This window comes from Rhizobium sp. Root1334 (assembly GCF_001426665.1).
Taxonomy (GTDB): domain Bacteria; phylum Pseudomonadota; class Alphaproteobacteria; order Rhizobiales; family Rhizobiaceae; genus Pararhizobium.
This window is the reverse complement of the sequence record NZ_LMEY01000012.1, coordinates 547657-561692: the sequence shown is the minus strand read 5'-3', so window position 1 is coordinate 561692 and position 14036 is coordinate 547657. Positions and strand designations below refer to the sequence as shown.

The following is a 14036-nucleotide window of genomic DNA, read 5'->3' as shown; positions in this document are numbered from 1 at the left end:
GACTGAGCCGTCAGGAATGTCTGCACGAATCGCTGGAATTCTGCCAAATTCCCAGCGCGAGAGCGACCAGGCCAGCCCAATCACTCAGCCGCGCGCGTCAACACGCCGATCGTGCCTTCAATAGCCCCAACTGTTGCTTTGCGGAAGGTCCGATGGCAAGGCTTGGATCAAAAGAGGAACATTCCGGATGCACCTGTCCACAACTCATTTGACCTTTCGTGCCTTTTTTGCCGCAATCGTCATGGCCGCCCTGGTTTTGCCGGCACAGGCCGCGCCGCTGAAGCCCTTTAAGGACGAGCTGTTTTCCTATGGAACGGTGCTGGAAACGGAGGATGGCGGCGATTACCGCGTCGTCGATTACGACAAGATGCGCGATATCCACGCTCGTGACACCGAGCCGGAACGCCGGGTAAGGCGAACCTATGTGTCGCTCGGCGTCAAGAGCGCGCAGGTCAACGAGACGCTCGATCTCGCCACCCGGCCGCTGGATGTGCTGCGGGTGGGTGCTGCGAGGGGCGCGACATTCACCGTCATCTTCATCCATGGCCGAGGCGGCGACCGGCGGCTCGGCGCCAATGACTGGTCGTTCGGCGGCAATTTCAACCGGCTAAAGAACCTCGCTGTCGAAAATGGCGGCGTCTACTATGCCCCGAGCATGCGCTCCTTCGATGATGCGGGCGTCGCCGATGTCGCTGGATTGATTGCCTATGCCCGGCAGCAATCCCCTGGCCGACCGGTCGTGCTCTCATGCGCCTCGATGGGCAGTTTCATCTGCTGGGGCCTCACCCGCAATCCGCAGGCTGTTGCAGACCTCAAGGGCATGATGATCATGGGCGGTCCCTCTGATGCGGCTTTCAGCAAGAGTGCCGCCTACAAGAAGAAACTGCCGATATTCTTCAGCCATGGCGGCGCCGATACTGTCTATCCCGTGTCCGGCCAGATCGCGTTCTACCGCTCGCTGAGGAAAGCGAACTATCCCGCCCGCATCGTCCTTTTCCAGACAGGGTCGCACGGCACCCCCGTCCGTATGACGGACTGGCGCGATGCACTGAACTGGATCGGGCTGGATTGAAACACCGAATATATCCGGGATTCATTAACCAACGCAGCAGTTTGAAACCTTAAGGCGAGCGCTGTTTGCACTTTCGAAAGCTGAACATGGGACTGTCCCGGGTATATTTTATCGGGGTTTGATCTTATGGATGCTCGGACAGAAACGCGGCATATTCCGCTATGCGTCGATCTTGACGGCACATTGCTTGCTGCCGACACGCTCTGGGAGGGCGTGGCGATCATTCTGTTGCGCAATCCGCTGATGCTATTTGCAGTTCTTATCTGGATGACGAAGGGCAAGGCGCGGCTGAAATACGAGGTTGCCGCACGCTCCGGACGCCAGGCGGCCGACTGGCCCTATCGCGAGGCGGTGCTCAAGCGTCTGGCGCGCGAGCGCGAAACCGGCCGGCAGGTCATTCTGGTCACCGGTGCCGCCGAAAGCGTGGCGCTTGGGGTTGCAGCTCATACCGGCGCTTTTTCCTCCGTCCTGCACAGCACCACGGACGTCAACCTCACCAGCCGCCGCAAGCGGGAAAAACTGATCGAACAGTTCGGCGAGGGCGGTTTCGACTATATGGGCAACAGCCGCGATGACGTGCCGGTGTTTGATGCCGCCCGCAAGGCGATTGTCGTGGCGCCGGATGCCGCCGCCGAAAAATGGCGCCGGGCACATGATGCCGAAAAGCTCGATCTCGGCAAGGCGAGCCCGTTGGCAGCCCTGAAATCGATCCGCGTGCATCAATGGGCAAAGAATGTGCTGATCGGCGTTCCGATGGTCCTCAACCACGACATCTTGCACATGGATGCGGTGGTCAACGTCATCCTGGCGTTCTTCGCCTTCAGCTTCCTTGCCTCTGCTGTCTATGTGGTCAACGATCTGTCGGATCTCACCAGCGACCGCCGTCATCCGAAGAAGCGCAACCGGCCGCTGGCAAGCGGCCAGATGTCGGTGCCGATGGGGCTGATGATAGCGCTGTGCCTGCTCCTTGCCTCGCTCTCGCTGACGGCTGTGCTGCCGTACGATTTCGCCCTCGTACTCGGTTTTTATGCCTTGGCGACGACTGCCTACACGTTTGTGCTCAAGCGCAAGCTCTTGGTCGATGTCTTCACACTGGCCGGGCTCTATACAGTTCGCATCATCGCCGGTGCTGCTGCCACAGGCACGGATCTGTCCTTCTGGCTCCTGTCGTTCTCGATCTTCTTTTTCCTCAGCCTGGCGCTGGTCAAGCGCTATGTCGAGCTCGATGAATATGACGGCCGCGACGGCAACCAGGTGCCGGGGCGCGGCTATATGGCGGTCGATTTCGAAATGGTCGGACAGGCCGGTGTTTCTTCGGCCTTTGCCTCTGCACTGGTTCTGGCGCTCTATATTCACAGCAAGGAAATGCAGGAAATGTACAGGCTGGATTGGGCGCTGTGGCCGCTCTGCCCGCTGGTGCTCTATATGCTGCTGCGCATCTGGATGCTGGCCCGCCGCGGCATGCTGCATGAGGATCCTGTGGTGTTCATCATGCGCGACTGGCGCAGCCTCGTCACCATGGCGCTCGGCGCCATGTTTGTGCTCGCCGGTGCTTTGGGAACGCCATGACCCCCGCCGAATTTGACAGCTGGGGCCGGATCGATTGCCGCGCCCGGCAGTCCGTATCGCCCGATGCCTATGAGAACCTGCGTGAAACTGCGGCGCCCGGCGCTTTCCTGCCATTCGGCAACGGCCGGTCCTATGGCGACAGTTGCCATAACGACGCGGGCAGGCTGATCGAGAGCCGGGTACGCACCCGCATCCTCGGTTTCGATCCGGGAACCGGCATCATTTCCTGCGATGCCGGCGTCACGCTTCGCTCCATTCTCGAAACAGCGATCCCGCACCGGTTTTTCTTGCCGGTGACGCCGGGAACCGCGTCGGTCACGGTTGCAGGGGCCGTCGCCAATGATGTGCACGGCAAGAACCATCACGCCCGCGGTACTTTCGGCAAGCATGTGCTTGGCCTGACATTGTTGCGGTCGAGCGGCGAGGTACTGACCTGCTCGGCAACGGAAAATCGCGACCTGTTTTTTGCCACCATCGCCGGCATGGGCCTGACGGGGCTGATCCTGTCGGTCGACCTGCAGCTGATGAAGGTGCCATCCGCCCACATCCAGCAACACGCCATCCGCTTCGATAGCCTGAATGAATATTTCGGCATGGTCGAAACCGTTGATGGCGAGCACGAATATTCCGTCGCCTGGATCGACCAGTTGGCCACCGGAAAGAGGACGGGCAGGGGTGTGCTTCTGGCCGGTGATCATGCCGATGCCTCCTGCGAATTTCCGGACATGCCGAAGGCGAGACGATTGTCGGTTCCGTTCGCGCCGCCGTTCAATCTCTTGAACACGCTGACGCTGAAGGCATTCAACGAACTTTACTTCCGCAAGGAAAAGCCGGGCGAAACGGTCAAGACGGTGAAATGGCCGGGTTATTTCCACCCGCTGGATGCCATCGGCAACTGGAATCGGCTTTATGGCCCCAAGGGCCTTTACCAGCACCAGAGCGTCTATCCAGCGGGCAATGCGCCTGAGCTGACGGCACGGTTGCTGGAGACTGCCCGCGCGGCCGGCCACGCCTCTTTCCTCACAGTGTTGAAGAAGTTCGGCGAGCAGATTTCAGGCGGATTTTTGTCCTTCCCGAGGCCGGGTTTTACGCTGACTTTGGATTTCGCCAATCAGGGTGAAGAGACCCTTAAGCTTCTCAACCGGCTGGACGCCATGGTTGTCGAGGCCGGTGGTGCCATCAATCCCTACAAGGATGCGCGGATGAGCCCGCAAACCTTTGACTTCTCGTTCCCGCGCTGGCGGCAGCTGGAAGCTTTGCGCGATCCGGCAATGGTTTCGAATTTCTGGAAGCGGACGGCCCTTTCTTTGCCGAAATGAGAATGGGCTTTGCCAAAATGAGAATAGGAACAATTTGAATTAAATAAACGCCCGATTTTCACGGAATATACCGCTCTTGCGTGTAGGTATCGCGACGGGAACAGGGAGCATCGACATGAAGTATATCGTATTCATTCTCTTCACCGTGATTACCAACGCTGCGGCACAAGTCATGCTAAAACAGGGTATGCTTTCGCTCGGTCCGTTGAGCTTCACGGCTGATACTTTCATTGCCCGTATTTTCCAGGTGGTTTTCAACCCCTGGGTCTTCGCCGGACTAGCCACCTTCGTCATTTCGATGGTGTCGCACCTTTACGTACTATCGAAGGTGGAACTCTCCTTCGCCTATCCATTTCTGAGCCTTGCCTATGTGGCCGTGGCCGTCTTTGCCTATTTCGTCTTCCACGAGGATCTGAACGCCTGGCGCATCGCCGGCATCGGCTTCATCTGCGTCGGAACCATTCTCATCGCCCAGTCCGGCCTGTCAGGGGCTGGCATGTCCTCGCACGAGGACCAGCCATCGCTTGAAGCTGCGGGCACAAAAACAGTAAAAATCGGGAGCGCATCATGAAACATATCATTTTTGGCGGTGACGGCTTCGTCGGGCGCCATCTGGCGGAACGCCTGGTTCACGAGGGGCAAGAGGTTCTCGTTGCCGATATCGTCAAGTCCGACCTGCCGCATTATGCCCGCGTCCGTTTCGTCCATTGCGATGTCACCAATGCAGAAGATGTCATGAAGGTCGAGATCGGACCGGACGACATGGTCTACAACATGGCGGCGAAGATGCTGTCGCCGCTGCAGGTGCGCTCCAAGCGCTGGCAGTTCTTCTGGCCGGTCAATTATTACGGTGCTGAGAACATCATGAAGGCGACGGCAAAGTCCGGCGCCAACCGGCTGGTGCAGTTCACCACCGACATGATCTATGGCCACACGGTGATGTCGCCGCAGACCGAGGCGCATCCGGCCAAGCCGCTGGGTGAATACGGCAAGTCGAAATGGGCAACAGAGCAGCTTGCCGCCGAATGGCGCAAGCAGGGCATGAACATCTCGATCTTCCGCCCACGCCTGATCATTGGCCCCGGCCGTCTGGGTATCCTGGAAAAGCTGTTCAAGCTGATCGACGCCAACCTGCCGGTGCCGATGATCGGTTCGGGCAAGAACCCCTACCAGTTCATCTCGGTGTTCGATTGCGCCGAAGCCGCCCGTCTCGCCTGGAAGGGCGGCGTGCCGAACGAGGCCTATAATCTTGGTTCCGACAATCCGCCATCGGTGAAGAAGCTGCTCGGCGACCTGATCGTTCATGCCGGTTCGAAATCGTTCCTGTTGCCGACGCCTGCCTTTGCGGTGAAGGCAACGCTCGCTGCCTTCGATTTCGCCAATCTGCCGATCATGGATCCGGAACAGTATCTGATCGCCGACGAGATGTGCATCCGCGAAACCGGCAAGCTCAAGAAGGAGCTTGGCTGGAAGGCCGAGTACAATGACGGCGCCATGCTGATCGCCGCCTATGACGAATACCGCGCCAAGAAAGCCGGCAAGACCTTCGCGCACGCAGCCGCCGTACCGGCCGAATGAATCAGGAAACAACGACCATGCTCGACAAAACGCACCGCGTCGCCGTTGACGCCCCCGCCCTCGATGGCGGCATCAAGAAGCCCAACCTGATGACGGTCGAACAGGCCAAGGACATGAGCGTCGCCGACATGACGACGCTGTTCAAGGATCATCTGAATCCGGGGCAGCTTCATTTCATGAAGCTGCTCGGCTTCAACAAGATCAAGATCGAGACCGCCGAGGGCATGTATTATGTCGACCAGAATGGCCGGAAGATCCTCGACTTTTTCGGCGGCTTCGGTTCGCTGGCGCTCGGCCATAACCACCAGCGCCTGATCGCTGCGCGAAAACAGTTCCAGGACGAAAACCGCCACGAGATCGCCATTGCCTTCATGTCGCAATATGCGGCGGCGCTCGCCAAGAACCTCGCCGAAATCGCGCCGGGTGACCTCGACATGGTGTTCCTCGGCTCCTCCGGCTCGGAGGCCATGGAAGCCGCCATCAAGCTTGCCGAGCGCGTCGCTGGCCCGAAGCGGCCACGTATCGTCTATGCCGAGAACTCATTCCACGGCAAGACACGCGGCGTTCTGTCGATCACTGACGGCCCGCTCTATCGGGGTGATTTCCAGCTGCTCGACAACAACGTCAAGGTGCCGTTCGGCGACATCGAGGCGATCCGCCGCGCTTTCGAGAGCGATCCGACGATCGGCGTGCTTGTGCTGGAAACCATTCAGGGCGGTGGCGGCATCAATATCGCACCGCCGGAGTTCTGGCAGGAGGTTCGCGCGCTTTGCAACAAGCATGGCGTCATCTGGGTGGCCGATGAGGTGCAGTGCGGTGTCGGCCGTTCCGGACGTTTCTTTGCCTTCGAATATGCAAACGTCGTGCCCGATATCACCGCGGTCGCCAAGTCTCTTGGCGGTGGCAAGACGGCGATGGCTGCCATGATCGCCCGCCGCGAAATCTACATGAAAGCCTATGGTACGCCGAAGACGGCGATGATCCATGCCCATGCCACGTTCGGCGGTATTGGCGAGGCATCCATCACGGCGATCGAGACCTTGAACGTCCTCTATGACGAGGACCTGATCGAGAATGCCGCCGTACAGGGTGAATACCTGCTGGAACGCCTGACTGCGCTGAAGGACAAGTATCCGAAGATCATCAAGGACGTGCGCGGGCAGGGCCTGATGATCGGGCTGGAGTTCCAGGATTTCAGCCAGACGCTGCCGCTCGTGCTGCGGCCGGTGGTTGCCGTGCTGGACGACAAGCTGAAGGGCTCGCTGTCGGGTTTCATCGGCGCGCTTCTGCTGCGTGATTACGATACGCTGGTGGCTTTCACCGAGTATAACCGTAACGTCATCCGGCTCTTGCCGCCGCTGATCTGCGAACGCCAGCATGTCGATCAACTCTGCGACGCCCTCGACGACCTGCTCGGCCGCGGCATCATCCGCATCGTCAAGGATTTCGTCGGCAGCCAGTTCGGCTGATCGTCCGGGACAGGATTGAAATTGCATTGCGGGCGCGCGGCTGGCAGCTGCGCGCCCGCTTCACTTTCGGTTCGAGCGACCGGTCGGAAGTGCTTTAGTCAAGCAAAACGACGGCCTCGACCTCAAAGAGCATCGGGTCAATTGCAAGTTTGGGGACCGGAATCAGCGTCTGCGCCGGCAGCGTTTCGCCGAACATCTCCTTGATGTTCCGGGTCAAGACCTCAAGCTTGGACATATCGTGATCGACCACGAAGACCGTCAGCTTTGCGACCTGATCCGGCTTTGCGCCGAGTGCATCAAGGGCGGCGCGCAGATTCGCATAGGCCTGCTTAACCTGAACGGCAAAGTCAGGCGACAAGGCTCCCGTACTGTCCTGCCCTCCCTGTCCGGAAATATAGGCGACCCGGCCTTCGCGGGGCACGATCACCGCCGTGCTGTAGCCATTTGGCGTCGGGTCGTAGAGGTTCTTAGGATTGACGATGGTCAACCTGCGATCGCTGTCGTTTGCTGCCGCCGCAGTCGAAATTCCCGCAGTCATGATGATGAGCCCTCCGATAAGCAGATGCTGGATTGCGCGTGACATGATTTTCTCTTGGTTGCGCTGACCACGAGCAACGTACCCTCGCGTCTGCAGGATTGGATTTTAACGCATTGCGAACTGACTCGTACGTTGTACGATAAAATCGCATCGTACAACGTACGAGTCAATCCGTCAGAATAGACATGCGCTGTATTGTCGGCTTACATCGGCATTCTGATCGGTGAGGAAGACGGATGGCAGGCAAAGGCAGCGGCGCGCAGAGCAAACGGCCTCAACAGACAGATATGTCGATCCAGCCTGCGGCTGAGCGCGGCGAGCCGTCTCTCTCCCTGGAGCGGATCGTCGCCACTGCGGTAGAACTGCTGGACGCTGAAGGCATCGGCGGATTGAAGATGCGCCGGCTGGCCGACCGGCTCGGAGCGGGCGCCATGAGCCTCTATTGGCACGTCGCCAACAAGGAGGAACTCGTTGATCTGGCCCTCAACGCGGTGTTCGAATATCGCGGATCGTCGGCAACGGGCAAGGCTGAAGATTGGCGCCAGGAAGCCATTCACATGCTCGAAGACTGGCGCGCCAGCATGTTGCGCCACCCTTGGTCAGCATCGTTGTTGCCGCAACGAGCCCTTGGCGCAAACATCCTCGGCCGGTTGGAGTTGCTGAGCAAGACCTTGGCCAGAGCCGGTGTCGCCGACGCAGATCTGAACGCGGCGATATGGTCGCTCTGGAACTATGTGATCGGCGCGACCATCACTCGGGCGAGCTTCGACCTCTCGGAAGAGGACAGGACGGCAGGGCATCAGCGACTGACACGTCTCAGCGAACACTACCCGACAATCGAACGCTCGCGTCTGCTGCTGGACAACGATTGGGATGGCGTTTTCAGGAAAGGTCTCGACTTCCTGCTGGATGGCCTCGTTCAAAAATGAGGCTGGTAGTTGTCGAATCTCCACGCACTATTTGAGCGTCGAAATTTCGACCCGGCGATTGCGCCCGTCTTCGGGATCGGCCGGAAAGAGCAGGGCGGTTTCGCCAAATGCCCGCAGAACCAGCCGTCTCGTATCGATCTTGTAATGCGTCAACAGATACCGCGTCGCTGATGCGGCCCGCGCCCGGCTGAGGTCGAGATTGTCAGCGTCGGTGCCGGCCGCATCCGTATGACCGCCGATCACGAACCGGTAGGAAGCAAGCTCGCTGGATTGCAGCGCTGTGCCGGCAGTGTCGAGAAGGCGCTCTGCCTGTGGTGTCAGTTCAGCCGAACCGAAGTGAAAATTGACCGCGAGATTGACCGTCGCCAAAAGCCTGTCGCCGTAGCTGTTGACTGTTTCCAGATCCTTGGCGCCAACGATCTTCAATCCCCGGGTTTTCTCCTTCTGCGCCAGGGCCGGGTTGAGCGAGCGGATCAGCAGATCCGGTGTTGCCGTGGTCAGCACGTCCTGCGCCGAAGCCACCGCCGGAAACAGGCCGAGACTGAACACAAGAGATTGGAAAAAAGCATACCGCATGTGACCGCCCCGGATTTCCAGGCCATGAAATAACTGAAGAATAAGCAATGCTGCAAAGAGTAGAATTGCGCCTAATACGCCGTCAATTCCCAAACAGGGAGCGGCGGCTTCAATGCATCTTGGGCCGCAAGCGGCTGGCTCACATGTTCCCGCAGGAACAGTTTACGGGCAGTATAACGGCGCAGCCTGGCGGCATCGGAAAGGCTAGTGTTTTTGCCCGTTCACCATCATGTCGAACTCGACGATATTGGAATAGATCGGTATTCCGACCGACATGTCGTAGCGGGTACGGAAGACCCCGCCCTGGATGTGAAATCCGATGACGCGCCGGTTCCATTTGGTCAGTGTCGCATCGAAATGTTCGGTTCGGGTCGTTCCCTTGGCCGTCAGGTTGCCTTCGATCTGTGCCGTGTCCTCGCCGGTACGGGTGATCCTGGTCGAGCGGAAGACGATTTTCGGGTAGGCTGCGGTATCGAACACGGCGGTGGAGCGCAGGAAGTTCTCGATGCGCGGTTCGCCGGTCTGAACGGTTTCCGGATAGAGCGAGAATTCCACCACGGATTTGCCGATGTCGCCGCTATCCAGCTGGAAGGTGCCGGAGAATTTGGTGAATTTGCCGGAAATGCCGCCGCCGCCGACCTGTCCGACCTTGAAGTTGATCTGTGACGATCCGTCGATATCGTAGCGGCCGGCCGCGTCATCCAGCGTCGGCGCCTTGGCTTGAGACAAGGCCGGATGAGCCACGAGACCCGCAAGTGTCATCAATGCGGCGGTGATTACCATTGAATGCGCAGACATTTTTATGGTCCTTCCCAATTGCCCGGTTTTCGCCGTGTAAGACGCACGATGCAGCGGAAATATTCCTAGCTGCGGCGGCTGCGCAGCATGCGGACAAGCACCGCGTCGTGGCGGATGAAGTGATGGTGGAGGGCCGCCGCCGCATGCAGCAACACAAGTGCTGCAAGGCCGTAGGCGAGAATGGCGTGGGCGGTTGTCCACACGGTTTCGGCAACGGCGGATTTCTCCAGCGGCAGATGCGGGATGACGACGAGATTGAAATAGAAGCTCGGAATATCGAGCGTCGAGACTGATGCGAGTGCCCAGCCGGTTATTGGCACCGCCAGGGTCAGGCAGAGAAGCAGGCTGTGGACGGCAAAACTCGCCTGTCTTTCCCGGATCGAGAGCCCCGCAACGGCCGCCGGATGCCGGCCCGCCAGCCACCAGAGAACGCGGATGATACAAAGGCCAAGGGCTGTGAACCCGAAGGACTTGTGCCACTGGAAAAGGTCGAACTGCAACACCGGGTCAATGCTTGGCAGGGTCATGGCGTAACCAAGCACCAGCAACCCGGCGATCAGGACGGCAATCGTCCAGTGAAGCAGAATGGTCACCCACCCGAACGTATCCGGCCCGTTGCGCAGCATCACCGATCTCCGGCTGTCAAAAGCACTGGCCGAATCATCGCTCTTTCGCGCGGTGCGGACAAGCCGGTCAGCCTTCACGGTTTCGATACCGGCGCTTGGAAAACCGGCCGCAGCGTGGCTACCAGGTTGCCGGTAAGCTTTTCTTTGCCCGGCTTATTTGCTAGGGCCTTTGCCGGGAAAAGGACAATGCCCTTAAGGAGACGACATGACGCCCGAGGTAAAACCGCTTGTTGCCGGAAACTGGAAAATGAATGGTCTGCGGGCGTCGCTCGATCAGATCAAGGCGATGGCGGAAGGCGTCAAGGGCGATCTGTCTGCAAAAGTCGAGACGCTGATCTGCCCGCCCGCGACGCTGCTCTATGTGGCAACGGCGCTGTGCGACGACAGCCCGCTGCTGATCGGCGCGCAGGATTGCCACGAAAAGGTGTCCGGCGCCCATACCGGTGACATCTCCGCCGAAATGATCGCCGATTGCTTCGGCACTCATGTCATCGTCGGCCATTCCGAACGCCGCACCGACCATAAGGAAACGGATGCTCTCGTTCGCGCCAAGGCCGAGGCTGCCTATGCTGCCGACTTGATTGCCATCATCTGCATCGGCGAGACCGGTGATGAGCGCAAGGGCGGCCAGACGCTGGACGTCCTGAAGCGCCAGCTCGCAGGCTCCATTCCGGACAGCGCCACCGCTGAAAACACCGTGATTGCCTATGAACCGGTCTGGGCGATCGGCACCGGCCTGACGCCGACGGCAGCTGACGTCGAGGAAGCCCACGCCTTCCAGCGCGCAGAGCTCGTCGCGCGCTTCGGCCCGGCCGGCGCCAAGATGCGCATCCTCTATGGCGGCTCCGTCAAGCCGGGCAATGCTAGGGAATTGATGGGCGTTGCCAATGTCGATGGCGCACTGATCGGCGGGGCAAGCTTGAAAGCCGACGACTTCCTCGCCATCTACCGGGCGTATGACGAACTCACGGCCTGATCCCGGCGACCATTCCTGAAATTTCTGTCCGTCTATCTCTGGTATTAAGTCCATGGAGAGACGGGCAGGGGCTTTTAATGCGCGGTGGCTTGGTATATGCAGCCGCAACACTAATCTTTGCCGCCTGGAGCGGACGCAGAAACTTGCGTTGCAATTTCGATGCGTCTCCCATGCCGGACGATCACTCGATCGCGTTTCAGATCAGGCTTTCTCATGAAGCCGGGCGAGGCGTGATCTAAGGCAGGACTGGACAAAATGCAGACCGTATTGCTTGTCATCTATCTCATGGTTGTGCTGGCGCTGATCGGCGTCGTGCTCATTCAGCGCTCCGAAGGCGGCGGCCTTGGCATCGGCGGCGGCTCGGGCTTCATGTCCGCACGCGGCACCGCCAACGCGCTGACCCGCACCACGGCGATCCTTGCAGCTTTGTTCTTCGTGCTGGCGCTCGGCATGGGCATTCTCGCCCGCTACCAGCCGAACGCCACCGACGTTCTCGACCGCATCCCGGGCACGACCAACAACGGCAACGGCGTGCTTGATTCGCTCGGCGGCGGCACAACACCGCCAGCTGGCGAGACGCCTGCCCAGACACCGACGCAGACACCCGCACAGTCCGGCGCCGCCACCCAGACGCCTGCGACCACTACGCAGACGCCGGCAGCAACCCAGACACCTGCGACGACCGAAACAAAGCCGGCAACGTCCGGTTCGGAAGTCCCAAGCGGCCAGTAAGGCTCAATGCAGATATAATCGCCGGCGGAAGCCAGTCTTCCGCCGGTTTTCTTTTGTTTGAATTTTGCCACCCGAACCTTTTGAACGAAAAAATTCTGAAAGATGAATTTTTCGGTGGCGGAATCATTTTTGAAACGGTATCCGGTGAAGCCCATGGCGCGATATGTATTCATCACTGGCGGCGTGGTTTCTTCCCTTGGCAAAGGGATAGCCGCAGCTGCTCTCGGAGCGTTGCTGCAGGCCCGGGGTTACCGGGTGCGGCTTCGCAAACTTGACCCCTATCTCAACGTCGACCCGGGCACCATGAGCCCGACGCAGCACGGCGAAGTGTTCGTGACTGACGATGGCGCGGAGACGGATCTCGATCTCGGTCACTACGAGCGCTTTACCGGCCGCTCGGCGACCAAGACCGACAACATCACCACCGGCCGCATCTACAAGAACATCATCGACAAGGAACGCCGCGGCGATTATCTCGGCGCCACTGTCCAGGTCATCCCGCACGTCACCAACGAGATCAAGAACTTCGTCACCGAAGGCAATGACGAGTTCGATTTCGTCATCTGCGAAATCGGCGGCACTGTCGGCGATATCGAGGCGATGCCGTTCATGGAGGCGATCCGCCAGCTGAAGAACGATCTTCCGCGCGGCACCGCGATCTATCTCCACCTGACGCTGATGCCTTACATCGCAGCTGCAGGCGAATTGAAGACGAAGCCCACCCAGCATTCCGTCAAGGAACTGCAGGCGCTCGGCATCCACCCCGATATCCTGCTGGTGCGCGCCGACCGCGAAATCCCGGAGGCAGAGCGCCGCAAGCTGTCGCTGTTCTGCAACGTCCGTCCGTCCGCCGTCATCCAGGCGCTCGACGTCGCGTCGATCTATGACGTTCCGATCGCCTATCACAAGGAAGGCCTCGACAACGAGGTCCTGGCCGCCTTCGGCATCGAGCCGGCACCGGCGCCGCGCATCGAAAACTGGCTCGAAGTCGCCAACCGCATCCGCACGCCGGAAGGCGAGGTGACCATCGCCATCGTTGGCAAGTACACCGGCCTGAAAGATGCCTACAAGTCGCTGATCGAGGCGCTGTATCACGGCGGAATCGCCAACCGGATCAAGGTCAAGCTTGAGTGGATCGAGTCGGAAGTCTTCGAAAAGGAAGATCCGTCGCCCTATCTCGAGAAGGTCAACGGCATCCTCGTGCCCGGCGGTTTTGGCGAGCGCGGCTCCGAAGGCAAGATCCAGGCGGTTCGTTTTGCCCGTGAGCGCAAGGTGCCATATTTCGGCATCTGCTTCGGCATGCAGATGGCAGTCGTTGAAGCGGCCCGCAATCTCGCTGGCATCGAAAAGGCGTCCTCGACTGAATTCGGCAAGACCGAAGAGCCAGTCGTCGGCCTGATGACCGAATGGGTCAAGGGCAACGCGCTGGAGAAGCGCGCAGCCTCCGGTGATCTCGGTGGCACCATGCGTCTCGGTGCCTACAAGGCCAGCCTCAAGAAGGGCACCAAGATCGCCGATATCTACGGCTCGACCGATATTTCCGAGCGTCACCGCCATCGCTACGAAGTGAATGTCGATTACAAGGATCGGCTGGAAGCCTGCGGCCTGGAATTCTCCGGCATGTCACCGGACGGCGTGCTGCCGGAAACTGTCGAGTACCCTGATCACCCATGGTTCATCGGCGTCCAGTACCACCCGGAACTGAAAAGCCGCCCGCTCGATCCGCACCCGCTGTTCGCGAGCTTCATCGAAGCGGCGGTGGAGCAGAGCCGGTTGGTCTGACAAGATTCGGCGTTAGCCAGTAACTCACCATGAGTTCAGATACATAAACCGCTCGCAACAAACCGTTGCGGG

The 14036-nt window shown here is 59.6% G+C and carries 14 protein-coding genes; 10 read left to right on the top strand and 4 right to left on the bottom strand.

Translation table 11 applies throughout. The annotated features are described in order from the left end of the window. Positions 1 to 187: 187 nt before the first annotated feature. From ASD36_RS16720 to ASD36_RS16695, 6 genes are all read left to right on the top strand, one after another. Complete coding sequence (locus tag ASD36_RS16720; protein WP_060505143.1) at positions 188 to 1072, top strand: phospholipase; 885 nt, start codon at positions 188 to 190, stop codon at positions 1070 to 1072. 126 nt (positions 1073 to 1198) lie between these two features. Continuing rightward, positions 1199 to 2641, top strand: a complete 1443-nt coding sequence (locus ASD36_RS16715) for a UbiA family prenyltransferase (RefSeq protein ID WP_060505144.1) — start codon at positions 1199 to 1201, stop codon at positions 2639 to 2641. Beyond that, positions 2638 to 3960, top strand: coding sequence for an FAD-binding oxidoreductase (locus tag ASD36_RS16710; RefSeq protein WP_060505145.1), 1323 nt, complete (start codon positions 2638 to 2640; stop codon positions 3958 to 3960). The genes ASD36_RS16715 and ASD36_RS16710 overlap by 4 nt, the downstream gene beginning before the upstream one ends. 115 nt (positions 3961 to 4075) lie before the next feature. Beyond that, the gene (locus ASD36_RS16705; RefSeq protein WP_037100781.1) at positions 4076 to 4531 is read left to right on the top strand and encodes a transporter; all 456 of its coding nucleotides are present in this window, start codon (positions 4076 to 4078) and stop codon (positions 4529 to 4531) included. Then, positions 4528 to 5538 carry an NAD(P)-dependent oxidoreductase gene (locus ASD36_RS16700; protein WP_060505146.1) on the top strand — a complete coding sequence of 337 codons (1011 nt, stop codon included), beginning with the start codon at positions 4528 to 4530 and terminating at the stop codon, positions 5536 to 5538. Before ASD36_RS16705 ends, ASD36_RS16700 begins: the two co-directional genes overlap by 4 nt. Before the next feature lie 17 nt (positions 5539 to 5555). After that, a complete protein-coding gene (locus ASD36_RS16695; protein ID WP_112834734.1) occupies positions 5556 to 7007 on the top strand; it encodes an aspartate aminotransferase family protein in 1452 nt (483 codons plus the stop codon). Positions 7008 to 7101: 94 nt separating this feature from the next. Here ASD36_RS16695 and ASD36_RS16690 read toward each other — a convergent pair whose 3' ends face one another. Then, a complete protein-coding gene (locus tag ASD36_RS16690; protein WP_060505148.1) occupies positions 7102 to 7590 on the bottom strand; it encodes a RidA family protein in 489 nt (162 codons plus the stop codon). 191 nt (positions 7591 to 7781) lie between these two features. On the opposite strand from ASD36_RS16690, the gene ASD36_RS16685 reads away from it, so the two are divergent. Further along, entirely contained in the window at positions 7782 to 8474 is a 693-nt protein-coding gene (locus ASD36_RS16685; RefSeq protein WP_060505149.1) for a TetR/AcrR family transcriptional regulator C-terminal domain-containing protein, read from the top strand. Positions 8475 to 8501: 27 nt separating this feature from the next. Here the strand turns inward: ASD36_RS16685 and ASD36_RS16680 are convergent, their stop codons facing one another. The 3 genes from ASD36_RS16680 to ASD36_RS16670 all read right to left on the bottom strand — a co-directional run bounded on the left by ASD36_RS16680 (position 8502) and on the right by ASD36_RS16670 (position 10474). Then, positions 8502 to 9050 (bottom strand): OmpA family protein, encoded by a 549-nt coding sequence (locus tag ASD36_RS16680; RefSeq protein ID WP_060505150.1) that lies wholly within the window; start codon positions 9048 to 9050, stop codon positions 8502 to 8504. 204 nt (positions 9051 to 9254) lie between these two features. Further along, a complete protein-coding gene (locus ASD36_RS16675) occupies positions 9255 to 9833 on the bottom strand; it encodes a YceI family protein (protein WP_244482291.1) in 579 nt (192 codons plus the stop codon). A gap of 80 nt (positions 9834 to 9913) precedes the next feature. After that, positions 9914 to 10474 (bottom strand): cytochrome b, encoded by a 561-nt coding sequence (locus ASD36_RS16670; protein ID WP_060505152.1) that lies wholly within the window; start codon positions 10472 to 10474, stop codon positions 9914 to 9916. A gap of 205 nt (positions 10475 to 10679) precedes the next feature. On the opposite strand from ASD36_RS16670, the gene tpiA reads away from it, so the two are divergent. The 3 genes from tpiA (at position 10680) to ASD36_RS16655 (ending at position 13964) form a co-directional block, all read left to right on the top strand. After that, positions 10680 to 11450, top strand: a complete 771-nt coding sequence (gene tpiA, locus ASD36_RS16665) for a triose-phosphate isomerase (RefSeq protein WP_060505153.1) — start codon at positions 10680 to 10682, stop codon at positions 11448 to 11450. 255 nt (positions 11451 to 11705) lie between these two features. Continuing rightward, positions 11706 to 12182 (top strand): preprotein translocase subunit SecG, encoded by a 477-nt coding sequence (gene secG / locus ASD36_RS16660; protein WP_060505154.1) that lies wholly within the window; start codon positions 11706 to 11708, stop codon positions 12180 to 12182. Positions 12183 to 12326: 144 nt separating this feature from the next. Further along, positions 12327 to 13964 (top strand): CTP synthase, encoded by a 1638-nt coding sequence (locus ASD36_RS16655; protein ID WP_060505617.1) that lies wholly within the window; start codon positions 12327 to 12329, stop codon positions 13962 to 13964. Positions 13965 to 14036 lie beyond the last annotated feature (72 nt).

What these genes read in the sequence shown, in the direction of transcription:
- ASD36_RS16705 (WP_037100781.1), top strand. Translation starts at nt 4,076, where the DNA reads ATGAAGTATATCGTATTCATTCTCTTCACCGTGATTACCAACGCTGCG.
- ASD36_RS16720 (WP_060505143.1), top strand. Translation starts at nt 188, where the DNA reads ATGCACCTGTCCACAACTCATTTGACCTTTCGTGCCTTTTTTGCCGCA.
- ASD36_RS16715 (WP_060505144.1), top strand. Translation starts at nt 1,199, where the DNA reads ATGGATGCTCGGACAGAAACGCGGCATATTCCGCTATGCGTCGATCTT.
- ASD36_RS16710 (WP_060505145.1), top strand. Translation starts at nt 2,638, where the DNA reads ATGACCCCCGCCGAATTTGACAGCTGGGGCCGGATCGATTGCCGCGCC.
- ASD36_RS16685 (WP_060505149.1), top strand. Translation starts at nt 7,782, where the DNA reads ATGGCAGGCAAAGGCAGCGGCGCGCAGAGCAAACGGCCTCAACAGACA.
- ASD36_RS16700 (WP_060505146.1), top strand. Translation starts at nt 4,528, where the DNA reads ATGAAACATATCATTTTTGGCGGTGACGGCTTCGTCGGGCGCCATCTG.
- ASD36_RS16670 (WP_060505152.1), bottom strand. Translation starts at nt 10,474, where the DNA reads ATGCTGCGCAACGGGCCGGATACGTTCGGGTGGGTGACCATTCTGCTT.
- ASD36_RS16680 (WP_060505150.1), bottom strand. Translation starts at nt 9,050, where the DNA reads ATGCGGTATGCTTTTTTCCAATCTCTTGTGTTCAGTCTCGGCCTGTTT.
- ASD36_RS16695 (WP_112834734.1), top strand. Translation starts at nt 5,556, where the DNA reads ATGCTCGACAAAACGCACCGCGTCGCCGTTGACGCCCCCGCCCTCGAT.
- secG (WP_060505154.1), top strand. Translation starts at nt 11,706, where the DNA reads ATGCAGACCGTATTGCTTGTCATCTATCTCATGGTTGTGCTGGCGCTG.
- ASD36_RS16675 (WP_244482291.1), bottom strand. Translation starts at nt 9,833, where the DNA reads ATGGTAATCACCGCCGCATTGATGACACTTGCGGGTCTCGTGGCTCAT.
- ASD36_RS16690 (WP_060505148.1), bottom strand. Translation starts at nt 7,590, where the DNA reads ATGTCACGCGCAATCCAGCATCTGCTTATCGGAGGGCTCATCATCATG.
- tpiA (WP_060505153.1), top strand. Translation starts at nt 10,680, where the DNA reads ATGACGCCCGAGGTAAAACCGCTTGTTGCCGGAAACTGGAAAATGAAT.